This is a genomic window from Oceanimonas marisflavi (genome assembly GCF_003049725.1).
Taxonomy (GTDB): Bacteria; Pseudomonadota; Gammaproteobacteria; order Enterobacterales; family Aeromonadaceae; genus Oceanimonas; species Oceanimonas marisflavi.
On the sequence record NZ_QAGM01000003.1, the window covers coordinates 70887 to 92806 of the forward strand.

A 21920-nucleotide genomic window follows, 5' to 3' on the forward strand; every position below is an offset into this window, starting at 1 on the left:
CTTTGCCAAAGGTGATAATAATTATCAGTTGTGTTACTGGCAAGAGTTTATTGAATCAGGGTAAACAGCGCTACTGTCTCCACATGCATGGTATGGGGGAACATGTCCACCGGGGTGGCCTCGGCCAAGGTAAAGCCGTGGGCTTTCAGCCAGGCCGCATCCCGGGCCAGGCTTTTGGGGTTGCACGACACATACACCAGCCGCGCCGGGCGCATTTCGGCCAGGGTATTGAGCAATTGCTCATCGCAGCCCTTTCGTGGCGGATCCACTACCACTACGTCTGCGGTCACGCCCTGATGATAAAGATCCGGCACCAGCTGCTCGGCGGCACCGCAGTGAAAGCTGACATTCTCTATGCCATTGCGCACGGCACTGCGCCCGGCGTCGGCCACCGCCTCGGGCACAATCTCGATGCCGTGCACCCGTGCGGCATGGGGCGCCAGAAACAGGCTGATGGTACCGATGCCACTGTAGAGATCAAACACCGTCTCGCTGCCGGACAGCGCCGCCAGCCGCACCGCTTCCCGGTACAGGGTTTCAGTCTGGCGCGGGTTAATCTGATAAAACGACAGCGCCGAAATATCGAAATCCAGCTCACCGAGGCGATCGCTGATGGTTTCTTTTCCCCACAAGGTGCTCACCTGCTCGCTCAGTATGCGGTTACCGGCGGCGTCGTTCAGGCACAGCTGAATGCTGGCCATGTGCGGAACCTGAGCAAGCTGCTCAACCAGCGCCGTCAATGCCTTCGCTTCCGGTTCTTCCGCCACCACCAGCACCACCATCAGCTCACCGCTGTGCACGCCGTCCCGCACCATCACATAGCGCACACAGCCACTGTGATGGGCTTCATTAAAGGCCGCTACCGCCTGGTCCCGCATCCACTGGTGCACCAGGGCGGTGATCTCGGCAGTGACCGGCGCCTGTACCCGGCACTGCGCCACTTCCACCAGCCGGTGACTGTGCTTGGCGTAAAAACCGATGGTCGGGCCGGGCTGCACCGCATATTGGGCCTTGTTGCGGTAATGAAAGGGCTCGCTCATGCCCAGGGTCTCGCCCACCGGGCAGGTCAGCGCCTGCTCCTGCAGTGCACCGAGCAGCAGCTCCCGCTTGAGCGCACGCTGGGCGGCATAGTCCATCACCCTGAGCTGGCAGCCGCCGCACTCGGTGTGCGGGCAAAAGTCGGCGCGCCGCCCCGGTGCCGGGGTCAGCACCCGTCTGAGCTCGGCCTGGGCATAACGGGGTTTGGCCAGGGTCACCCGCGCCTCCACCTCGTCGCCGGGCAGCGCCCCGGCCACGTAAACGGGCCTGCCGTCATGGCTGGCAATGCCATCGCCCTTGTCGGTAAGGCTGTGAATGGAAAGGGTAAGCAACTGGCCGGTCTTGAACATGATATGCACTCTGGTAACTACAAACACCGGCCGAAACCGGACAAGGGGCAATTTTACCCGAGCCGCCGCCCGGGCAACAGCCCGCCGGCCTCTGCAATGAAAGTGCGGCTACAAGTGACGCCAGTGCTGGGCTATGCTGGCAACCGAGCACACATAATATACAACGACAAGGACTTCTCATGGGCACCCAGCGCGACACCCTTTTTCGCTATCTCAGCATGCTGCAACTCATTCCCCGAGCCCCTCACTACCGGGCCACTACCACCCTTAAAGACATGCTGGAAGAGCGGGGCTTCAAGGTGGAGCTGAGAACCATTCAGCGGGATCTGGAAAAGATGTCGAGCCATTTTCCGCTGCACTGTAATCAGAGCGAGCGTCCCTTTCGCTGGTCATTTGATGCCGGTTTTAAAAGCGGCCTGCCGGCCATGGACACCGCCACCGCCCTCACCCTGGTGCTGGCGGAGGAATACCTGAAGAGCCTGCTGCCGTCCATCGCCGTAGACCGGCTCGGTCAACAGTTCGACAGCGCCCGCAAGTTTCTCGATGGCCTGCAACAAAATGGCTATGCCGACCGGGCCCGGCGAGTGCGCGCCATTCCCGATGGCAAGGCGCTGTTGCCGGCACAGGTGGATGCCGGCGTGTGGCAGGGCATCAGCGATGCCCTGCTCCATCACCAGGCCGTGGACGTGCACTACCTCAGCCGGCAAAAAGGCGAAATCCAGCAATACACCCTGCATCCCCAAGGGCTGGTGGCACGCCACAGCGTCAGCTATTTGCTGGCCACAGTGAACGACTACGATGACGTGCGTCAGTTTGCCCTGCACCGGATCAGGCAGCTGAGCCCAAGCCGGATGCCGTTCCGGCAACAACCGGAATTCAGCGTGGAAAGCTATATCACCCATGGTGGCTTTGATTATCCTCTGGGGGCCAGGCAGGTAGAGCTGGTGGCTCGTATTTCACCGGATCTGGCCTGGCGGCTGAGAGAGACACCGCTCAGCGAACAACAACAGCTCTCTGCCCCCGGCGATGATGGCCGCATCACCCTGACCGCCACCGTGCCCAACGATCAGCAAACCCTGTGGTGGCTGACCGGATTTGGCCCCAGAGTGGAAGTAGTGCAACCGACCGAGTGGCGCCGTATCCTGGCCGAGCAGGCCCGACAAATGCTGAAACAATACACCGGGCCGGCAGACGATACACAGGGTCGCCTGGATCGAACAGCATAGCCGCACCATCCCACCACCTTATGCAGGAGGCCATCATGCCCTTTAATCCGCTGGAATGGATAGTATCCACCAATGCTCACTACCAGCCACAGCGTCGCCCTTGTCTGGAGCTGAAGGCACAGCTGGGTGGTTTTTTCAGCGACGAACTGCTCGCTTCCGCCGGCTTTGTGATCCTTGATGAACTGCCCTCGCCGCCCCGCGCACAGGTAGCAGCACTGGGCCTGGATGAATTGCTCTCGCCCTCGGCCATAGGCCTGACCCTGGCCGATACCTATTACCTCAAGCCTCCGGCGGCCGGACAGCTTCGAGTACATTTTCACGAGCTGGTGCATGTGGTGCAGTGGCAAGCCCTGGGCCCCGCCCGCTTTGTGGAACGCTACTTACAGGAAATTCGTCAGCATGGTTACCGTCAGGCACCACTGGAGCGCATGGCCTACGAACTGGAACACCGCTTTGCTCTCAACCCCGATGGCCATTTTGATGCTCAGGCGCGCGTACTGAGTCTGCTGGGACAATAGCGCTGGCAGGGCCCTGAGCTCATTGGCGTGACCATGAATATCACCAATCAGATCGTACATGCGTCCCCTTTAATGATGAATGCTGTGTTCGGCTTATCCTGTTCCCTTCAGGCGACGCCGGGTGTCGCCCAGGCGATAAAGAATGGTTGTATGGCCAATCCGCCATCGTACAGATACCTTAAACATTAAAGTCTCAAACAGGTATGGCCCACCAACATCAAGCGCCTGCACAAGGAGAGTCACCATGAACCAGATCACGCCACCAGCCCTGTTCGTCTGCCTGCAACACCGCCATAACGGCCAGCAACTCAGGGTAATCCAGCACAGTCCCGATAGTTCTGCTCCCATGCTATGGGCCATGGATGCACAGGGGAAATTGCATGAGCTGCCCATGGGTCCCGAGCTCGCCGGAACCTGGCATCTGCACGATGCTCCTGTCTTGTCTGCCAAGGATCCCGCCCGCATTCTCGGCTGCCTGCTGGCCGGTGCCGCCGGCGATGCCCTCGGAGCGCCGGTGGAGTTTATGAGCTGGTCCGAGATTGAGCGTATCTTTGGCCCTGGCGGCATTCGCACCATGGCCGAGGCCTATGGCCGGCGCGGCGCCATTACCGATGATACCCAGATGATGCTGTTTACCGCCGAAGGCCTGCTGCGCGCTCAAGTGCGGGCGGAAGCTCACGGCCTGTGCCACCCGCCCTCGGTGGTGCACCATGCGCTGCTGCGCTGGCTGCTGACCCAGGGCCAATCACCGGAAAAGGAAATGGAGCCGGACGGCTGGCTTGTCAAGGAGCGCCGGCTCTGGGCCAGGCGGGCGCCGGGCAATACCTGTCTGAGCGCCCTTGCCGCCAGCAGCCACTTTGGTGAACAGGCACAAAACAACAGCAAGGGCTGTGGTGGCGTCATGCGGGTGGCGCCCTGTGCCTTTTTCGATAATGCTTTTGAGCTGGCCAGCGACAGTGCCCGGTTTACCCATGGCCACCCCAGCGGCTATCTGGCAGCCGGGCTGTTTGCCGATATTCTGCATCGTCTGTGGCAGCACGGTTATTCTCTGGAAGCGGCCTGTACCGCTGCTCTTGCTGCCCACGGAGACCTGCCGGGCATGGAAGAAACCCGGTTGTTGGTTGAACGGGCGCTGCGGCTTTACCAGAGCGGCGAGCAGCCTACCCCCCGGCGCATTGAGGAATTGGGCGGCGGCTGGGTGGCGGAAGAAGCCCTGGCCATCGGCCTGTGGTGCGCCTTGAGTGCCAACAGCCTGGAAGAAGGCATTATTCTGGCGGTCAACCATAGCGGCGACAGCGACAGCACCGGCCTGATTGCCGGCAACCTGCTGGGTCTGATCCATGGCCCGCAGGCCATTCCAGCCCACTGGCTGAGTGAACTGGAGCTGAAAGACGTTATCACTCAAATAGCGGCAGATCTGTGCTTTGTCCCGTTAAGGTACTGGGATTATGACGACACCGATGTGTCCGACTGGATCTGGCAGCGCTATCCGGGCTGGTAAGCCTGCCCTGGTGTCAGCTTGAGCCGGTCAAGCCCGCTTCCTGCACCCAGTGGGGAATGCTCCGCCGGGTCCAGCGTGCAAATTTGAGTTTTTCACCCAGGTAAAAGTTGCGGTAGGCCTGTACGGCATCACCGGGCACCTTGTACTGTTCCGGCATGGCCTGGGCAAATTCGGTCAGGCCGATGGACGGGTACTCGAACTGCTGTATCTGCGCCAGCACCGGCATGGACCTGTGATCCTGCTCCTTGCGGTAGCGATAGCGGTATTCGGCATTCAGGGCATGAGCAAGCTGGGCCAGCCACTGAAAGTTGTCATACGACTCTTCCACCCAGAGCACGCTGGGGTGCTTTATATGGGTGGGTTTGTAGGGCGTATCAAAGCCCTTCTTGTTCAGCGCGGTGCACAGTATCTGCACGCTTTCCAGGATCATCTTGACCACATGCTGATCGCAATGATATTCGGCACAGCGCTCTATGTCATTGTCCAAAATGAAAATATTCACAAGTGTCGTCCCGTCGGGTCACCGAATTATTGTGAAAGGGAACAAGAATCGGCGCAACGGCCAAAAGCGCGAAATGGTCAGCAAAACGCGAACGGCGGGCACAAAAAAACCCGATAAAATCGGGTTATTTGTTGGTAGCAGTGGCCGGACTCGAACCGGCACGCCCGAAGGCAAGTGATTTTGAATCACTCATGTCTACCAATTCCATCACACTGCCACCGGTAGACTCACCATGAGTGAGCGGTTGCATTATACCCCTCCTCCCTGCCCCCGCAACCGGATTATGAGCCGACAGGCGCCGAGTGAGCATTATTTGCGCGGCCAGCTTTGGCTTTTTCACGCCGCCGCTTTTGCTAGAATGCACCCCTTCGTTAACCAAAGGAACATGACTGGTGGCTTCTTCTTATGCGGGTTTGCCCCGGGCCGGGGTGCTGCGTCGCCTGGGCGCCTGGCTGTATGATTTTCTGGTGGTGGTGGCGCTGCTGATGGTGGCGGGCTTTGTCTGCTTCGGGCTCACCGCCCTGGCGCTGCACCTGGGCTGGATAGGTCTGGGGGAGCATGAAGACACCGCCGCCCTGCTGAGCGCCAGCCGGGGTTATCAGCTGATTTTGCTGGGGGTGGTGCTGGGCTTTTACTGCTGGTTCTGGCGTACCAGCGGCCAGACCCTGGGCATGCGCGCCTGGCGGCTCAGGGTGCAAAACACCGATGGCTCAAGGCTGAGTCTGGGCCAGTGTCTGGTGCGCGCCGTGGCGGCGCTGCTGGGGCTGGGAAATTTCTGGATATGGCTCAACCCGCGCAGCAAACTGGCGCTGCAGGACAGGCTGGCCCACTGCGAAATGGTGGTGCTTACCAAGGAGCAGAACAAGGAACTGCTGAGCCGCTGATGTGGTGAGGGGTGAAGGGTAAGGAGTGAGGAGCAAAAACACGCCTCTCAGCCTCCTCACCCCTCACCCCTCACTTTTAAGCCCGGCGATTGAGCAGAAACAGCGCCACGCCAATAAACAGCAGGCTGGGGCCGAGCGCTCCCAGTATGGGCGGAACGTTATAGACCAGGCTGATGGGCCCGAACACCTCGTTGGCCACATAAAAACCAAAGCCGAACAGAATGCCCAGCAGCAGCCTGGCCCCCATGGTCACACTGCGCAGGGCACCAAACACAAAAGACGAGGCCAGCAGCATCATGGCGATCACCATGACCGGCTGCAGCGCCTTGCGCCAGAACTCAAGCGCATACAGGCTGCCGTCCTGGCCGTTGTCTTCCAGATAGTTTTCGTATTCCCACAGGCCACGCATCGACAGCTCGTCCGGATCAATGGCCACCACGCCCAGTTTGTCGGGCGTGAGACTGGTTTTCCAGCGGCGGCTGGCCTGCTGCTCGGTAACAATGGACTCGCCGTGATTAAACAGGGTGTCGGTCAGGTTTTGCAGGGTCCATTCGCCCTCCCGGTAATCGGCGCTGGCGGCCTGGGTAATGCGCTCAAGGCGCAGCTTATCGTCGAAATAATACAGGGTAATATTGCGCAGGGTGCCGTCGCGCCGGGCCTGCCCGATATTGATATAGGCCTCGCCGTCCCGGGCCCAGACCCCGTGCACCGACAGCACCACCTGGCCGCCGGAGCGGGCCTGGGTGCGCAGATCGTCCGCCGCCAGCTTGGTGGCCGGTGCCAGGTACTCACCGATCAGCATGATCACCAACATCAGCGGCACCGCGGTTTTCAGGGCGCTGGCCACAATGTTGAAACGGGAGTTGCCCGCCGCCTGCATCACCACCAGCTCGCTGGAGCTGGCCAGCTGGCCCAGGCCGATCAGGCCCCCCAGCAGCGCGGCGATGGGAAAGAACAGCACGATTTCCTTGGGCATGGACAGCAGCACGTAGTAAAAGGCGGAGAGCAGGGTGTAGCTGCCCTCACCCACGCTGCGCAGCTGCTCCACGTAACGGATGATGGCCGACAGGCCCACCAGCACAAACTCGCACAACAGCATGGCCATCAGTACGGTGCGGCCAATGTAACGATCGAGAATATTGAACATCAGGCAGCCCTGCTCCGTGTGAGTTTTTCCCGGGTGCGGTTCCACCAGGCGGTTTCCGTCAGATTAAGCGGCAAGGCCACCAGCAGCAAAAAGACCAGGGGCACCACATAAAGACCGGGCAAAGGCGGCAGGCTGCCCCCTTCCACCGCCGAGCGCGACGCGGTTTGCAGCAGAAAGTAGGCCAGGTACAGCAGAATGGCCGGCAGCAGTTTGGCATAGCGTCCCTGCCGCGGGTTGACCACCGCCAGCGGCACCACCACCAGGGTCAGCACCAGCATGGACAGCGGCAACACCAGCCGCCACTGCAGCTCGGTGCGCTGCAGCAGCTCGTCGGCATGCAGCAGCTCGTGGCTGGGCATGGCCTCAATGCGGCGCTGGGCGGTTTCCACTTCTGACGGACGAATATAAGCGCTGTATTCGTCAAACTCGGCCACGTCGAACTCCCGGTTGCCGGGCGTACCGCTGTAACGGCGCCCCTGCTCCAGGGTCAGCCACTGGCCGCCGTCCCGCTCATGCAGCCGGCCGCCGTCGGCCACCACGATGGCGGGCTCGCGCTGAGCCTGCCCCTGCTGCACCACAAACAACCGGTTGAGCCGGTTGCCCTCATCGTCCTCTTCCAGCCCTTCCACATAGCCCACAATGCGGCCGCCATCCAGACTCATGAAACGGGCCTCGCGCAACACCGCAAAACCCGGGTCGGCCTTGACCTCTTCACGCAGCTGATAGACCCGATCCTTGGCCCAGGGATTGAGCCACAGCGAGTTGAACAGCGCCACCGCCGTCCACAGCAAGGCCAGCACCAGGGTGGCCCGCATAATGCTGCCCGGCCCCATGCCCACCGCCTTCATCACCGTCATTTCGCTCTCGGCGTAAAGCCGGCCATGGGCGAACAGAATGCCGATAAACAGGCTGATCGGCAGCATCAGGGTGGCCATTTCCGGCAGGTTGAGCAGCAGCAGTTTGCCCACCAGGGTACCGGGGATCTCGCCACTGGCCGCCTTGCCCAGCACGTCGATAAAGTTCTGGCTGATAAAGATGAGCAGGAGCACAAACAGCACGGCCAGCTGAGTCTTCAGGGTTTCCCGAAACAAATAGCGGAATGCAATCACGGTTAATCCCAGTGTAAACTTGTCTTTTTTAATGGAAACGCTTAACAATAAGCGTAAAATCACGATTTTCGCATATTAACTGTGCGAAATACGACGCCTTTTCGATGTCCGTCATTATCGTTCATTCGGCGTCCATTGTCTTCAGGCTCAGGAGAATCCATGGAGTTCAGTGTAAAAAGCGGTAGTCCCGAGAAACAGCGCAGCGCCTGCATTGTGGTGGGTGTGTTTGAACCGCGCCGGCTGTCACCGGTGGCCGAGCAGCTCGACAAGGTCAGCGACGGCTACCTCAGCTCGCTGCTGCGCCGCGGCGATCTGGAAGGCAAGCCCGGCCAGACCCTGCTGCTGCATCAGGTACCCGGCGTGCTGGGCGAGCGGGTGCTGCTGGTTGGCTGCGGCAAGGAGCGCGAGCTGGATGAACGGCAATACAAACAGATCATTCGCAACACCATCAGCACCCTGAACGACACCGGCTCCATGGAAGCGGTGTGCTTCCTCACCGAGCTCCACGTCAAGGGCCGCGATACCTACTGGAAGGTACGCCAGGCGGTGGAAACCACCCTCGCCAGCCTGTATACCTTTGACCAGTTCAAGACCAACAAGGCCGAGCCGCGCCGCCCGTTGCGCAAGCTGGTGTTCAATGTGTCCACCCGCCGTGAGCTGACCATAGGCGAGCGCGCCATTGCTCACGGTCAGGCCGTGGCCCGGGGTGTGCGCGTGTGCCGCGATGTGGCCAACATGCCGCCCAACGTGTGCAACCCCGCCTATCTGGCTTCTCAGGCGCGCCAGCTGGCCGACGCCTGGGACAACATCAGCACCCGGGTGATCGGCGAGGAAGAAATGGCCGAGCTGGGCATGAACGCCTACCTGGCGGTGGCCCGTGGCTCCCACAACGAAGCCATGATGTCGGTGATCGAGTACAAGGGCCATCCGGACCCCGATGCCCGCCCCATCGCCCTGGTGGGCAAGGGCCTGACCTTTGACGCCGGCGGCATCTCGCTCAAGCCCGCCGAAGCCATGGACGAAATGAAATACGACATGGGCGGCGCCGCTTCCGTGCTGGGCACCATGCACGCCCTGGCCGAGCTGCAGCTGCCGGTGAACGTGGTGGCGCTGCTGGCCGGATGTGAGAACATGCCCGACGGCAACGCCTACCGCCCCGGTGACATTCTCACCACCATGTCCGGCCAGACCGTGGAAGTGCTCAACACCGACGCCGAAGGCCGGCTGGTGCTGTGCGATGCCCTCACCTTTGTGGAGCGCTATGAGCCGGAAGCGGTCATCGACGTGGCCACCCTTACCGGTGCCTGCATTATCGCCCTGGGTCACCATACCTCCGGATTGCTGGCCAACCACAATCCCCTGGCCCACGAGCTGCTCAATGCCTCGGAGCAAGCCGGTGACAAGGCCTGGCGCCTGCCCATGAGCGACGAATATCAGGAGCAGCTGGAAAGCCCCTTTGCCGACATGGCCAATATCGGCGGCCGGCCGGCAGGCACCATTACCGCGGCCTGTTTCCTGAGCCGGTTCACCAAGAAATACAACTGGGCTCATCTGGATGTGGCCGGCACCGCCTGGCAAAGCGGCAAGAACAAGGGGGCCACCGGTCGTCCGGTGCCGCTGCTGACCCAGTTTCTGCTGAACCGCGCCGGCGCCCTGAACGTCGAAGAATAAAATGAGCACCGGCTGTTTTCACCTGTTGCCCAACGACGACGACACCCTGCTGCAACAGCGGGTGTGCCGTCTCGCCACCGACTGCTACCGCCAGGGCCAGAGCGTGTTTATTTACACCACCGATCAGGCCATGGCAGAAGCCATAGACGAGCGCCTGTGGCAACAGGAAGCCGACAGCTTTGTGGCTCATAACCTGCAGGGCGAAGGCCCGCGTCAGGGTGCGCCCGTGATGATTGGCTGGCAGCCGCCGGCAAACGGCCGTGCCGTATTGATCAATCTGGCTGCTGAAGCGCCCGCCTTTGCCCGCCGTTTCGGTAAGCTGCACGACTTTGTGCCGGCCTCCGATGCAGGCAAACAACTGGCCCGGGAGCGCTTCAAGGCCTACCGGCAGGCCGGTTTCGAGCTGACCACAGAGCCGGTACCACCCCAAACTCAAGATGTATAACACCATGGAAAAAACGTTTAATCCCAACGCCATCGAGCAGGCCCTGTACCAGCAATGGGAAAGCAAGGGCTACTTCAAGGCCCACGGCGATACCAGCAAAGATGCCTACAGCATCATGATCCCACCGCCCAACGTCACCGGCAGCCTGCACATGGGCCACGCCTTTCAGGACTCCATCATGGACACCCTGATCCGCTACCAGCGCATGCAGGGCAAGAACACCCTGTGGCAGGTGGGCACCGACCACGCCGGCATCGCCACCCAGATGGTGGTGGAGCGCAAGATCGCCGCCGAGGAAGGCAAGACCCGTCACGACTACGGCCGTGACGCCTTTATCGACAAGATCTGGGACTGGAAAAAGGAATCCGGCGGCACCATCACTCAGCAGCTGCGTCGCCTGGGCGCCTCGGTAGACTGGGAGCGCGAGCGCTTCACCATGGACGAGGGCCTGTCCAACGCGGTGAAGGAAGTGTTCGTGCGCCTGTATGAAGACGATCTCATCTACCGCGGCAAGCGCCTGGTGAACTGGGATCCCAAGCTGCACACCGCCATTTCCGACCTGGAAGTGGAAAACAAGGACAAGAAGGGCCACATGTGGCACTTCCGCTATCCGCTGGCCGACGGCGTCAGGACCGCCGACGGCAAGGACTACCTGGTGGTAGCCACCACCCGTCCGGAAACCATGCTGGGCGATACCGCAGTGGCGGTGAACCCGGAAGATCCGCGCTACAAGGATCTGATCGGCAAGGACATTATCCTGCCCATCGTCAACCGCCGCATTCCCATCGTGGGCGATGACCACGCCGACATGGAAAAGGGCACCGGCTGCGTGAAGATCACCCCGGCCCACGACTTCAACGACTACGAAGTGGGCAAGCGTCATCAGTTGCCGATGATCAACGTGCTCACCTTTAACGCCGCCATTCGCAACCAGGCCGAAGTGTTTACCACCACCGGTGAGCCTTCTGACGTCTACAGCCCCGAGCTGCCCGTGGCCTATCACGGCCTGGATCGCTTTGAAGCGCGCACCGCCGTGGTGGCCGAGCTGGAAACCCTTGGGCTGCTCGACAGCATCAAGGATCACGATCTCACCGTGCCCTACGGTGACCGCGGCGGCGTGGTGATCGAGCCCATGCTCACCGACCAGTGGTACGTGCGCGCCGCGCCCCTGGCCAAGGTGGCCACCGAGGCGGTGGAAAACGGCGAAATCCAGTTCGTACCCAAGCAGTACGAAAACATGTACTTCTCCTGGATGCGCGACATTCAGGACTGGTGCATCTCCCGCCAGCTGTGGTGGGGTCACCGTATTCCCGCCTGGTACGACGAGTCCGGCAAGGTCTATGTGGGTCGTGATGAGGCCGAAGTGCGCGCCGCCCACAACCTGGGTGATGATGTGGTGCTGAGCCAGGACGACGACGTGCTCGATACCTGGTTCAGCTCGGCACTGTGGACCTTCTCCACCCTGGGCTGGCCGGAGAAGACCCCGGAGCTGGCCACCTTCCATCCGTCCAGCGTGCTGGTCACCGGCTTTGACATCATCTTCTTCTGGGTGGCGCGCATGATCATGATGACCATGCACTTCATCAAGGACGAAAACGGCAAGCCACAGGTTCCGTTCAAAACTGTTTACGTCACCGGCCTGATCCGCGACGAGAACGGCGACAAGATGTCCAAGTCCAAGGGTAACGTGCTCGACCCCCTCGACATGATCGACGGCATCGATCTGGAGTCGCTGGTGACCAAGCGCACCGGCAACATGATGCAGCCCCAGCTGGCCGCCAAGATCGAGAAGCGCACCCGCAAGGAATTTGCCGACGGCATCGAGGCCCACGGCACCGATGCCCTGCGCTTTACCCTGTGCGCCATGGCGTCTACCGGCCGTGACATCAACTGGGACATGAAGCGCCTGGACGGCTACCGCAACTTCTGCAACAAGCTGTGGAACGCCTCCCGCTATGTGCTGATGAACACCGAAGAGCAGGACTGCGGTCAGAGCGGTGGTGAGCTGCAATACTCGCTGGCGGATCGCTGGATCCGCGCCCAGCTGCAGGCCACCATCGCCGATGTGCGCAGCGCCCTGGACGGCTACCGCTTTGACCGCGCCGCCAGTGCCCTGTACGAGTTTATCTGGAACCAGTTCTGCGACTGGTATCTGGAGCTGACCAAGCCGGTGCTGTGGCACGGCTCCGAGGCCGAGCAGCGCGCTACCCGCAAGACCCTGATCGAGGTGCTGGAAACCCTGCTCCGTCTGGCGCATCCGATCATGCCCTACATCACCGAGGAAATCTGGCAACGGGTGGCCCCGCTGGCCGGCCGTGGCGGCGACAGCATCATGCTGGCCGCCTACCCCGAGGTGGACGCCGCCGAGCAGGATGAGCAGGCCATGGCCGATCTGGAGTGGGTGAAACGCTTTATCGTGTCCATCCGCAACCTGCGTGCCGAGATGAACATTCCCCCGGGTCAGGCCCTGAGTGTGCTGCTGCGCCCTGCCGGCGACGATGCCCGCCGCGCCACCGATAACGACGCCTTCCTCAAGGCCATGGCCAAGCTGGAGAGCATTACCCTGCTGGCCGCCAGTGAGGAAGCCCCCGTGTCCACCAAGCAGCTGATCGGTGACACCGAGCTGCTGCTGCCCATGGCCGGCCTGATTGACAAGGACGCCGAACTGGCGCGCCTGCAAAAGGAGCTGGGCAAGGTACAGGGTGAAATCAAGCGCCTCGAAGGCAAGCTCAACAACCAGGGCTTCGTGGCCAAGGCCCCCGCCGAGGTGGTGGCCAAGGAGCAGGAAAAACTGGCCGACTATCAGGCCACCCTGGCCAAGCTGGAGCAGCAGCGCGACCAGATCGCCAGCCTGTAATCCCGGCGGTAGCCCCTAAAGTAACAGCCCCGGCACATGCCGGGGCTTTTTTGTGGTGTTTTCGACCCCTCGCCCTTAACCTGAAAATATAACGTTTACCAATGGAGCAGCCTCATGAAAATACATTATGCAGTCTGGCTGACAGGACTGCTGGCCGGTACCGCAGCGGCCGGCGACATGAAACAGGCGCTGCTGGACGCCCACAACAGCGCCCGGGCCGAAGTGGGTGCCGGCCCGCTGCTCTGGTCGGTCCGGGCCGAGCAACAGGCCGCAAGCTGGGCACGGGTACTGAGCCGGCGCTGCGATATTGAGCACAGCCAGGGCTCGGGCTTTGGCGAGAATCTGTTTATGGGTACACGAGGCTATTACGACGAGCTGGACGGGGTAAAAAGCTGGGAAGACGAGAAGCGGTATTATTCGGGGCAACCGCTCAGCCGGGCGCTGGTTCCCAAAGTGGGCCACTACACCCAGATGGTATGGCCGGATACGCGTGAACTGGGCTGCGCCACCAGCACCTGCAACGACATCATGATACTGGTGTGCAATTACTATCCGCCGGGAAACTACCTGGGCGAAAGCGCCTGGTAAACGGGGCCGGCAGGCCCCATTTACGCCAGATTCATTTTACGTCCGGTTAATCATCGTCGTCGGTATCCACCTGGTTACCGATAACCCCTCCCACCACAGCTCCGCCCAGCGTACCCATGGTGCTGCCGCCGGTCAGTACCGAACCACCCACGGCGCCGGCACCGGCACCAATGGCGGTATTGCGATCCCGCTGGGACATGTTGCTGCAGCCCGCCAGCCCCAGCAGCAGTACGGCCGCCAATGTGACCGTCTTCATTTTGCCATCGATCATCATGGTACATTCCCTCTGTTCGCGAGGATCATTATCCTCACTTTTCAGTGTAAGCCGTGAGGTCTTCGCTTTCATGTCAGGAACACCGATACCTGCTGGAGGTTGTCGCATAGATCAGGGAGCCAGCCATAACAGCCGCACCACGGCCACATTGGCAATGCTGACCAGCAGCAGAAAGCTCACGTAGATCATCACCAGATAACGAAAATAATTGTGCCGGCTGTGCTGAATCAGCCCCAGCTTTTCCTGATGAGCGCGGTGGGCCTGAGCGATTTTGCCAAACAGGGTCAGCTCAAAGTGCATCAGCGCCAGGCTGATCAGACTGAGCACGGTGCCCAGCAGCGGCGCTATCAGTATCCAGCCCCTGAGCACCTGGGTGATTTCGGGCTTGAGATAAGGCACGGCGCCCAGCAACACCACGGCCACGGTAATGCGAAACAGCTTCTGCCAGATATGATCGTGGCGATACTTGTACTCGTCCCACAACTGCATGTGGGGATCCGGCGGTGGATACATAACAGCGCTCCCGGTAACGGTTTGCGCCACTATAGCATGGCCTTGAGTCCCATCTCCCCATTACCCGGCCGCCCCTGATCGCCCTGAGTGAAATCACAGACTCCTTCGGGAAAGACCGTCTGCAACATGGCCATATGCGGCCGCATATCGAGCCCGCCGTAAAATCCCCGGGCCACCGCCTTTTCCACCGGGATCAGGGCGCACTGGAACAGCTCACCGGTCAGCGGTGCCCCGGCCACATTGCGGGGCGAACGGTAGGGAGGATAGCGCTGCAGGCAGGCGCCGGTGTCGGCATCCCCGCGCCATGGGCCATTCCATACATTATCTCCCTCGGCGATCAGTTCACCGCTGTCGGTCCAGCAGGCATCCTGGGCGCTGGCCGGGCGCTGGCCGCTGGTCAGCCATTCATCCAGCACCTCAAAGGCCCTGTCGCTGGGATTAAAGGGCTTGCCGCTTTGCCAGATCACCATGTTGTCGACCTTGCCTCTGGCGGCCTGCATACGCAGCCATACCGACTGGGTGGCGTAGGAATGGTGCATGTCGAGCTCGGGGTCCAGGTAGTGACGTACATCGATCACCGGAATATCGATATTGCCCAGAAACACATGACCGGAACGGTAGGCGGCGGCAATGGCGTCACGGTTACCCCGGCTGCGGGGCGCCACTTTTACCATATCGGCCCGGTTGCGCTCAAACACCCACAAGGGCACCGGACTGCCCGGGGTTTTCTGCATATTGTGATCACTCCAGATGGATACGCCGGCCAGGCTGTCGTCACCGGTCAGAACCCAGAGCTTTTCCTGCACCATCTCGGCCGGCGGTTTCCAGCTGCCAATATTGGCGTTAAGGTGAAAAAACTCGGCAGGGGAAATATCTCCCCGTTTCAGGGCATCCAGCCCGTACTGCACGCCTGTGTTGTCATGGGTGCGGTGGGCGTAGCCGTTTTCATCCACGCCGTAAACATGGGCCAGATCGTGCCAGTGGCTGAAACGCGCTTTTGCTACCACCGCCGGCGAATAGTAATGGGCACGGTGGGAATAGTGCGGGTTGTTGGTCAGCGGCGCCAGCCCGCGCCAGCTTTTGGAGCACTCGGTGGCGCCCGGTGGCAAGCCGGGCAGACGCAGTCCCAGCCCGGCCATGCGCGCCCAGCGATAATACTTCTTGAACTCGTGCTCCACCTCGCTGCTGGCCGACACTCCCATCACCAGCCCCCGGTTTTCCTGCACCTGCCAGCGCTTGTTCTCCCGGGCGGTCACATCGAAGTAATATTCAAACAATTCACAGTCCAGCGCCCAGATGCTCTGGGTGATCATGTCCGGGTAGCTGTACTGGGGAATAAGGGCGTCGAGCAGGCCCGGCTTGTTCTGGGCAAACAGGTATTGCTGTACGGCGCCGCCGGATCCGCCGATGCCCACGGTATAATCGGGCTTGCCGTAGCGGGCCACAAACTGCGCCTTGACCATTTCGGCGGTGTTGGCCGCCAGCCACATATTGTAGTGATTACTGGTAACATTGCCGCTGGAACCTGCCAGGGCATAGCCCTGGGCCAGCTGGGTGATCAACCGGCTGCCTACCCGGCCCAGGCTCATCTTGCCCTGGCGCTTGCCGATGCCGACGCCGCCCTTGAAATGAAAGATCAGCTTGTTGTTCCAGTAGGGGCTGTGGGTATCGGTGACCGGCGTCCGTGGATCCGCCAGCATGGCCAGCACATACACAAAACGGTTGATGGTGCCCTGCTCCACCCTGAGCACAAAGGGAATGCGCAGGCCGTCGCGCTCTATCCAGTCCATGTCCTCGGGGTAGTCACCGTCGGGCAACCGCCGGAAATCATTTTTGTCTTTCACCCGGTAGTAGTAATCGAGCCGGGTTTTCAGCAGGCAGTCCTTGCTGTGGCCAAGCAGCTTCTGCTTGTTCTTGATGCCCTTTTCCTCGGCATACACAGGGGTGCCGATGCCCTCCTGATTATCCACCAGCGGCTGTCCCAGGCCGGACTCTTCGGTATTGCAGGAAAACGGATACTGCAGCGGACCGAGAGAAGTGTCCACGGGCCCGACCTCGCCGGGCTGCACCGGAAAATCAAAGGCGGAAAGATCGAGCTGTACCAGGGAAGCGTGAGGCCCGTCATAGGGCGGGCGGGGGTGAGCCGGATCATAGTCCGGTGGCAGGCTTTCCACCACCACTTCGGGCGGGTCCGGCAGCAGGTGCCGGCCCAGGCGAGCCTGGATCTCACTGCAACCGGACAGAACAACCAGAAAAGGCAGGAACAACGGCAGGAAGGCGGCGCGCTTGCACATGGTACTCTCCTTGATCCATGCATGTATGGATCAAGCTTAGCCGAGCCCGTCACGCCATGCCGAGGTTGTTACTCGCCGGCCTCCTCAAAGTAGGTGCCCCAGCCATCGTAATCGATGCCGTATTTCTCGGCGATGGGCAACAGCTCGGCCACCTGCTGCATGATCTGCTCCTCGTCGAGGGCGCTGTCGGTCACTGCGTCAAAACACAGCAGGGTCTGGCCCCGCTCCAGGGTCAGCTCCTCGGCATCGGTTACCTCGTAGCCGGCCTTGAAGCAGTCCACCGCTGCCTTTTCCAGCCGGGCAAAGTTCTGGCCGGAAAAGTGGTGCTCTATGGTGTATTCGGCATCGGGGTTACTGCCATCATTCAGCAGGGATTCAATGATTTCGCGGGTCTCTGCCCGCCAGTCGGTGGCTTGGCTCATGATTCGGCTCCGGTTTGGGTAAGAGAGTCAGGGCGGCGGACTTCCTTGTCGAGCCGGGCAATGCCATCGGCAATCTGCTTGCGGCTCTGCTTGAGCAGGTCGCGCAGCTGTGCCGGCTCAAGGTCGCTCACGTCGATGGGCGGCATAATTTCGATAATCACTTCACCATTATCCCAGCGGTTGAGATCCACCTGACCAAAATAGCTGGAGCAGGCAATGGGCACAATGGGCACCCTGGCCTGCAGAGCAATATGAAAGGCGCCGGTCTTGAACGGCAGCAGCCCTTTGCCCTTGCTGCGGGTGCCTTCGGGAAACATCCAGATGGACAGCTTGCGGCTGCGGATTTTTTCCACCACCTTGCCGATGGTACTGGCGGCCTTGGCCTTGTTTTCACGGTTGATCAGCAGATTGCCACTGAGCCAGAACAGGGGGCCGAACAGAGGGATCCAGAACAGGCTGTTTTTGCCGATGGCCACGGTACGCGGCGACAGCACTCCCGGATGGGTAATGATGTCCCAGTTGGTCTGGTGATTGGCGATATAAATGGCCGAGTCGAGGCTCCTGACATGTTCACGGCCGCGAATGCTGACCTTGAGGCCAACCAGCGGGCAGGCCAGGTGAAACAGACGACCGAGCAGATAGACGTTGTTCGGATGACGAGGACGAACCAGGCACACCAGGGTACCCAGCACAAACACAACGACCATGGCCAGACCAAGCAACAATATCCGCAACAGCTTTAACATGAACAATCCTCGCAATTTGAGACACGGCAGTATACTGACCGCTTTCCAGGGGAACAAGGCCGGAGGACTCATGCAGGAGCCAGGGCTTCAGTGCCCAGCTCTGCAGCCCGTTCCCGGCACCAGACGTTTTCCATCCGGTTCATTGCTACAGAGCCACCATCCCAGGCCCACACCAGCCAGGGCCAGCAGCAGAGACAGGATCACCATGGCTATGGTGGCGTAGTGGTTTTGCATGCGCTGCTGTTCGATGCTTCGTTCCAGCCTGGTCTGTAGCAGGCTGATAAACTGGCCAACCGACTCACTCATCACATCACTGTAACGATCGTAATCGGCATTGAACACCTTCCCCCGGGCCCGGGAGTGGTTTCCCGACTCCATCAACCGCAGCGCCTCCGCCTCCAGCCGCGCCAGAGTCAGGGTAGCCTGGCGCGCCCTTTCCAGCAGGTTGAGCTCTTCCCGGCTAAGCATCATTTCGCGCAGCAGCTGCGCGTTCGAGAGCAGCCTGCCATTGGGGCGGGCCATGCGCCCCTCAGTAACCGCCAGGGTATGATAGTAGGAAGCAAGGGCCCGCTCAGAGCCGGTGTAGACATAGTCGCGAATGCTGGCGCTGAGCTGCTCTGACAGTAACTGTATCTGGTTGGCGGTGCCGGTATACTCAAACCGTATTTGCTGGGCCTGCTCCAGTCCCTTCTGGGACTGCAACAACAGGTATAAGGCTCCCCCGCTCATAAGTAACAACGCCGGAGCCAGGCACAGTGTCAGCCGCAGAATTACTCTGTAATGCATATCAGCCCCTTTTCTTATCCCGTTTTATTGTTTTGTATATCCCTCGTAGGGGAAGGGAATTATCGGCCAAAGTATTGCCAAGTGAAACCACCCCTATCACTGCCACAGGGATTTGGCGCGAAACGCTCACAAGACGGCCTGCCGCAGGGAGATATGTCAGAAAAGTGATGTTTAGCGGAGCAAAAAAAGGCCGCCCAAGGGCGGCCCGTGTATTCAGCAGCGGCGTACTCAGCTCAGCTTGCCATGACACTGCTTGTATTTCTTGCCCGAGCCGCAGGGGCAGGGATCGTTACGACCCACCTTCTGGCCTTCGCGCACAAAGGGGGCCCCCTCACCGGTCGCGGCAGCGGATTGTCCTTCTTCGGCCAGCGGGTTTTCCGCCTCGGCATGGCTGTAGCTCTGGGGCAGGCGCTCGGCTGCCTCACGCCGTCTGGCTTCGGCCTCCTCCACTTCTTCCTGGGACTGCACCCGCACCCGGCTGAGAATGCTGACCACTTCCCGCTTGAGGTTCTCCAGCATCTGGGTAAACAGCTCGTAGGACTCGCGCTTGTATTCCTGTTTGGGGTTTTTCTGGGCATAGCCACGCAGATGAATGCCCTGGCGCAGATGGTCCATGGCCGCCAGATGTTCCTTCCACAGGTTGTCGAGGGTCTGCAGCATCACCGAGGTTTCAAACTGGCGCAGCACGTCGGCGCCGACCACGGCTTCCTTCTCTTCATAGGCTTTGCCGGCTTCGGCCAGTACCCGTTCCAGGATCTGCTCGTCGTGCAGTTTGTCGTCCTGCTTGAGCCATTCAGTGATGGGCAGCTCCAGGGCGAAATCGCTTTTCAGCCGCTGTTCCAGGCCGGGCACATCCCACATTTCTTCCAGAGACTGGGGCGGAATGTATTCATTGACCACGTCGGTAAGTACGTCTTCCCGGATCACCGCGATGGTGTCGCGAATATCACCGGAGTCGAGCAGTTCGTTGCGCTGCTCATACACGACTTTGCGCTGATCATTGGCGACATCGTCAAACTCAAGCAGATTCTTACGAATGTCAAAGTTGCGGGTTTCCACCTTGCGCTGGGCGTTTTCGATGGCCCGGGTTACCCAGGGGTGCTCGATGGCCTCGCCTTCTTCCATGCCCAGCTTTTTCATCATGCCGGTGACTCGATCCGAGGCAAAGATGCGCATCAGGGCGTCTTCCATCGACAGATAGAAACGGCTGGAGCCCGGGTCGCCCTGGCGGCCGGCCCGGCCCCGCAGCTGATTGTCGATGCGGCGGGACTCGTGACGCTCGGTGCCGATAATATGCAGGCCGCCGGCGGCCAGCACCGCCTCGTGGCGCTGCTGCCAGTCGGCCTTGATGGCGGCGATTTGCTCCTCGGTGGCGCCTTCACCCAGGGCCTCGATTTCCGTCTGCCAGCTGCCGCCGAGCACAATATCGGTACCCCGGCCCGCCATGTTGGTGGCGATGGTCACGGTGCCGGCACGGCCGGCCTGAGCGATGATCTCCGCCTCCTTCTGGTGGAACTTGGCGTTGAGTACCTGATGCCGAATACCCTGCTTGTCGAGAATGGAGGAGATCAGCTCGGAGTTTTCGATGGAGACGGTGCCCACCAGCACCGGCTGGCCCCGCTCCACACAGTCCTTGATGTCGGCGACAATGGCCTGGTACTTCTCCATGGCGGTCAGGTACACCAGATCACCCATGTCCTTGCGGATCATCGGCTTGTTGGTGGGGATCACCACAGTATCCAGACCATAGATATGCTGGAATTCAAAGGCTTCGGTATCGGCGGTGCCGGTCATGCCCGCCAGCTTGTCGTACAGGCGGAAGTAATTCTGAAAGGTAATCGAGGCCAGGGTCTGGTTCTCGTTCTGGATCTTCACCCCTTCCTTGGCTTCCACCGCCTGGTGCAGACCCTCGGACCAGCGACGGCCCGGCATGGTGCGGCCGGTATGCTCGTCCACAATCACCACTTCATCGTTCTGCACGATATAGTCAACGTTGCGTTCAAATAAAGTGTGGGCGCGCAGGCCTGCGTTGACGTGGGCCAGCAGGGTAATGTTGCCGGCAGAGAACAGGGAGTCGTCTTCCTGCAGCAGGCCCATGCGCTTGAGCTCGTCTTCCACGAAGATCTGACCGTTCTCGGTGAGCAGCGCCTGCTTGTTCTTTTCATCCACCGTGTAGTGGCCATCACCGGTATATTCCTCAGTATCTTCCTTGTCCTGTTTCACCAGTTTGGGGATCAGGGTGTTGATGCGAATATACAGCTCGGAGCTGTCTTCCGCCGGACCGGAGATAATCAGCGGCGTACGGGCCTCGTCGATCAACACAGAATCCACTTCGTCCACCAGAGCGTAATTCAGGGGCCGCTGCACTCGCTGCTGGGGCGAAAACGCCATGTTGTCCCGCAGATAGTCAAAACCGAATTCGTTGTTGGTACCGTAGGTGATGTCGCAGGCGTAGGCGGCCTGTTTTTCCTGGTGGCTCATGCCCGGCAGGTTGCAGCCCACGGTCAGGCCCAGGAATTCAAACAGCGGCCGGTTGCCTTCGGCGTCGCGCCGGGCCAGGTAGTCATTCACCGTCACCACGTGTACGCCACGGCCACTGAGGGCATTCAGGTACACCGGCAGGGTACCGGTCAGGGTCTTGCCTTCACCGGTTTTCATTTCGGCTATCTGGTTGTTGTTGAGCACCATGCCGCCGATCATCTGCACGTCGAAGTGGCGCATGGCAAACACCCGCTTGGAGGCCTCGCGCACCACCGCAAAGGCCTCGGGCAAAATCTGCTCCAGGGTTTCACCCTGCTCCAGGCGAGCACGGAACTCCACCGTTTTGCCCTGCAGCTCGGCGTCCGACAGGGCCTCGAACTTCGGCTCCATGGCATTGATTTCATTTACTACCTTGCGCAGTCGCTTGAGGGTACGGTCATTACGGCTGCCAATTATTCGAGTGAAGAGTTTGGTAATCATGCTTGGCCAATTGTGATGTTGAAAAAGGATGCCTCACGCGCCGGCGAGGCCATAACGAAAATAGTGCCGGTAAGGCATGGCCCCGGGT

19 protein-coding genes and 1 tRNA gene are annotated in these 21920 nt (G+C 60.5%); 8 read left to right on the plus strand and 12 right to left on the minus strand.

Going from position 1 to position 21920, the window contains the following annotated elements:
• Positions 1 to 47 precede the first annotated feature (47 nt).
• Positions 48 to 1388, minus strand: a complete 1341-nt coding sequence (rlmD, locus tag DA373_RS03060; protein ID WP_107850884.1) for a 23S rRNA (uracil(1939)-C(5))-methyltransferase RlmD — start codon at positions 1386 to 1388, stop codon at positions 48 to 50.
• A 179-nt stretch (positions 1389 to 1567) separates the two neighbouring features.
• Between rlmD and DA373_RS03065 the strand changes: the two genes are divergently transcribed.
• From DA373_RS03065 to DA373_RS03075, 3 genes are all read left to right on the plus strand, one after another.
• Positions 1568 to 2614 (plus strand): helix-turn-helix transcriptional regulator, encoded by a 1047-nt coding sequence (locus DA373_RS03065; RefSeq protein WP_107850885.1) that lies wholly within the window; start codon positions 1568 to 1570, stop codon positions 2612 to 2614.
• Positions 2615 to 2649: 35 nt separating this feature from the next.
• On the plus strand, positions 2650 to 3132 hold the full coding sequence (locus DA373_RS03070) for a hypothetical protein (RefSeq protein WP_157953675.1): 483 nt from the start codon (positions 2650 to 2652) through the stop codon (positions 3130 to 3132).
• Between the two features lie 244 nt (positions 3133 to 3376).
• Entirely contained in the window at positions 3377 to 4633 is a 1257-nt protein-coding gene (locus tag DA373_RS03075) for an ADP-ribosylglycohydrolase family protein (RefSeq protein WP_198650221.1), read from the plus strand.
• 13 nt (positions 4634 to 4646) lie between these two features.
• Here DA373_RS03075 and DA373_RS03080 read toward each other — a convergent pair whose 3' ends face one another.
• Entirely contained in the window at positions 4647 to 5135 is a 489-nt protein-coding gene (locus DA373_RS03080; RefSeq protein ID WP_107850888.1) for a pyrimidine dimer DNA glycosylase/endonuclease V, read from the minus strand.
• A 132-nt stretch (positions 5136 to 5267) separates the two neighbouring features.
• Positions 5268 to 5352 (minus strand) — tRNA-Leu (locus DA373_RS03085).
• Positions 5353 to 5527: 175 nt separating this feature from the next.
• On the opposite strand from DA373_RS03085, the gene DA373_RS03090 reads away from it, so the two are divergent.
• The gene (locus DA373_RS03090) at positions 5528 to 6019 is read left to right on the plus strand and encodes an RDD family protein (RefSeq protein ID WP_107850889.1); all 492 of its coding nucleotides are present in this window, start codon (positions 5528 to 5530) and stop codon (positions 6017 to 6019) included.
• A gap of 76 nt (positions 6020 to 6095) precedes the next feature.
• Here DA373_RS03090 and lptG read toward each other — a convergent pair whose 3' ends face one another.
• Together lptG and lptF are read right to left on the minus strand one after the other, a co-directional pair.
• On the minus strand, positions 6096 to 7166 hold the full coding sequence (gene lptG, locus DA373_RS03095; protein WP_107850890.1) for an LPS export ABC transporter permease LptG: 1071 nt from the start codon (positions 7164 to 7166) through the stop codon (positions 6096 to 6098).
• Positions 7166 to 8275 (minus strand): LPS export ABC transporter permease LptF, encoded by a 1110-nt coding sequence (gene lptF / locus DA373_RS03100; RefSeq protein WP_232821175.1) that lies wholly within the window; start codon positions 8273 to 8275, stop codon positions 7166 to 7168. Before lptF ends, lptG begins: the two co-directional genes overlap by 1 nt.
• A gap of 159 nt (positions 8276 to 8434) precedes the next feature.
• Between lptF and pepA the strand changes: the two genes are divergently transcribed.
• The 4 genes from pepA to DA373_RS03120 all read left to right on the plus strand — a co-directional run bounded on the left by pepA (position 8435) and on the right by DA373_RS03120 (position 13836).
• A complete protein-coding gene (pepA, locus tag DA373_RS03105) occupies positions 8435 to 9946 on the plus strand; it encodes a leucyl aminopeptidase (RefSeq protein ID WP_107850891.1) in 1512 nt (503 codons plus the stop codon).
• A 1-nt stretch (position 9947) separates the two neighbouring features.
• Entirely contained in the window at positions 9948 to 10391 is a 444-nt protein-coding gene (locus DA373_RS03110) for a DNA polymerase III subunit chi (RefSeq protein ID WP_107850892.1), read from the plus strand.
• Positions 10392 to 10395: 4 nt separating this feature from the next.
• Positions 10396 to 13248, plus strand: a complete 2853-nt coding sequence (locus DA373_RS03115; protein WP_107850981.1) for a valine--tRNA ligase — start codon at positions 10396 to 10398, stop codon at positions 13246 to 13248.
• A gap of 114 nt (positions 13249 to 13362) precedes the next feature.
• On the plus strand, positions 13363 to 13836 hold the full coding sequence (locus tag DA373_RS03120) for a CAP domain-containing protein (protein ID WP_107850893.1): 474 nt from the start codon (positions 13363 to 13365) through the stop codon (positions 13834 to 13836).
• Between the two features lie 46 nt (positions 13837 to 13882).
• Here DA373_RS03120 and osmB read toward each other — a convergent pair whose 3' ends face one another.
• From osmB to secA, 7 genes are all read right to left on the minus strand, one after another.
• Positions 13883 to 14110 (minus strand): osmotically-inducible lipoprotein OsmB, encoded by a 228-nt coding sequence (gene osmB / locus DA373_RS03125; protein ID WP_107850894.1) that lies wholly within the window; start codon positions 14108 to 14110, stop codon positions 13883 to 13885.
• A gap of 111 nt (positions 14111 to 14221) precedes the next feature.
• The gene (locus DA373_RS03130; RefSeq protein ID WP_107850895.1) at positions 14222 to 14623 is read right to left on the minus strand and encodes a hypothetical protein; all 402 of its coding nucleotides are present in this window, start codon (positions 14621 to 14623) and stop codon (positions 14222 to 14224) included.
• Positions 14624 to 14652: 29 nt separating this feature from the next.
• Complete coding sequence (locus DA373_RS03135; protein ID WP_107850896.1) at positions 14653 to 16917, minus strand: DUF6351 family protein; 2265 nt, start codon at positions 16915 to 16917, stop codon at positions 14653 to 14655.
• A gap of 68 nt (positions 16918 to 16985) precedes the next feature.
• Positions 16986 to 17339: a ribonuclease E inhibitor RraB gene (gene rraB, locus DA373_RS03140; RefSeq protein ID WP_107850897.1), complete on the minus strand. Its 354-nt coding sequence runs from the start codon at positions 17337 to 17339 to the stop codon at positions 16986 to 16988.
• Positions 17336 to 18085, minus strand: coding sequence for a 1-acylglycerol-3-phosphate O-acyltransferase (locus tag DA373_RS03145; protein ID WP_107850898.1), 750 nt, complete (start codon positions 18083 to 18085; stop codon positions 17336 to 17338). The genes rraB and DA373_RS03145 overlap by 4 nt, the downstream gene beginning before the upstream one ends.
• An 87-nt stretch (positions 18086 to 18172) precedes the next feature.
• A complete protein-coding gene (locus DA373_RS03150) occupies positions 18173 to 18871 on the minus strand; it encodes a chemotaxis protein (protein ID WP_107850899.1) in 699 nt (232 codons plus the stop codon).
• A 228-nt stretch (positions 18872 to 19099) separates the two neighbouring features.
• Entirely contained in the window at positions 19100 to 21832 is a 2733-nt protein-coding gene (gene secA / locus DA373_RS03155; RefSeq protein ID WP_107850900.1) for a preprotein translocase subunit SecA, read from the minus strand.
• Positions 21833 to 21920: the final 88 nt, after the last annotated feature.

Bases quoted from the DNA above. Each gene is read 5' to 3' on its own strand.
- DA373_RS03130 (WP_107850895.1), bottom strand. From the start codon at position 14,623: ATGTATCCACCGCCGGATCCCCACATGCAGTTGTGGGACGAGTACAAG.
- rraB (WP_107850897.1), bottom strand. From the start codon at position 17,339: ATGAGCCAAGCCACCGACTGGCGGGCAGAGACCCGCGAAATCATTGAA.
- DA373_RS03115 (WP_107850981.1), top strand. From the start codon at position 10,396: ATGGAAAAAACGTTTAATCCCAACGCCATCGAGCAGGCCCTGTACCAG.
- DA373_RS03135 (WP_107850896.1), bottom strand. From the start codon at position 16,917: ATGTGCAAGCGCGCCGCCTTCCTGCCGTTGTTCCTGCCTTTTCTGGTT.
- lptG (WP_107850890.1), bottom strand. From the start codon at position 7,166: ATGTTCAATATTCTCGATCGTTACATTGGCCGCACCGTACTGATGGCC.
- secA (WP_107850900.1), bottom strand. From the start codon at position 21,832: ATGATTACCAAACTCTTCACTCGAATAATTGGCAGCCGTAATGACCGT.
- DA373_RS03070 (WP_157953675.1), top strand. From the start codon at position 2,650: ATGCCCTTTAATCCGCTGGAATGGATAGTATCCACCAATGCTCACTAC.
- DA373_RS03075 (WP_198650221.1), top strand. From the start codon at position 3,377: ATGAACCAGATCACGCCACCAGCCCTGTTCGTCTGCCTGCAACACCGC.
- rlmD (WP_107850884.1), bottom strand. From the start codon at position 1,388: ATGTTCAAGACCGGCCAGTTGCTTACCCTTTCCATTCACAGCCTTACC.
- DA373_RS03065 (WP_107850885.1), top strand. From the start codon at position 1,568: ATGGGCACCCAGCGCGACACCCTTTTTCGCTATCTCAGCATGCTGCAA.
- osmB (WP_107850894.1), bottom strand. From the start codon at position 14,110: ATGATGATCGATGGCAAAATGAAGACGGTCACATTGGCGGCCGTACTG.
- DA373_RS03120 (WP_107850893.1), top strand. From the start codon at position 13,363: ATGAAAATACATTATGCAGTCTGGCTGACAGGACTGCTGGCCGGTACC.
- DA373_RS03145 (WP_107850898.1), bottom strand. From the start codon at position 18,085: ATGTTAAAGCTGTTGCGGATATTGTTGCTTGGTCTGGCCATGGTCGTT.
- DA373_RS03150 (WP_107850899.1), bottom strand. From the start codon at position 18,871: ATGCATTACAGAGTAATTCTGCGGCTGACACTGTGCCTGGCTCCGGCG.
- DA373_RS03110 (WP_107850892.1), top strand. From the start codon at position 9,948: ATGAGCACCGGCTGTTTTCACCTGTTGCCCAACGACGACGACACCCTG.
- pepA (WP_107850891.1), top strand. From the start codon at position 8,435: ATGGAGTTCAGTGTAAAAAGCGGTAGTCCCGAGAAACAGCGCAGCGCC.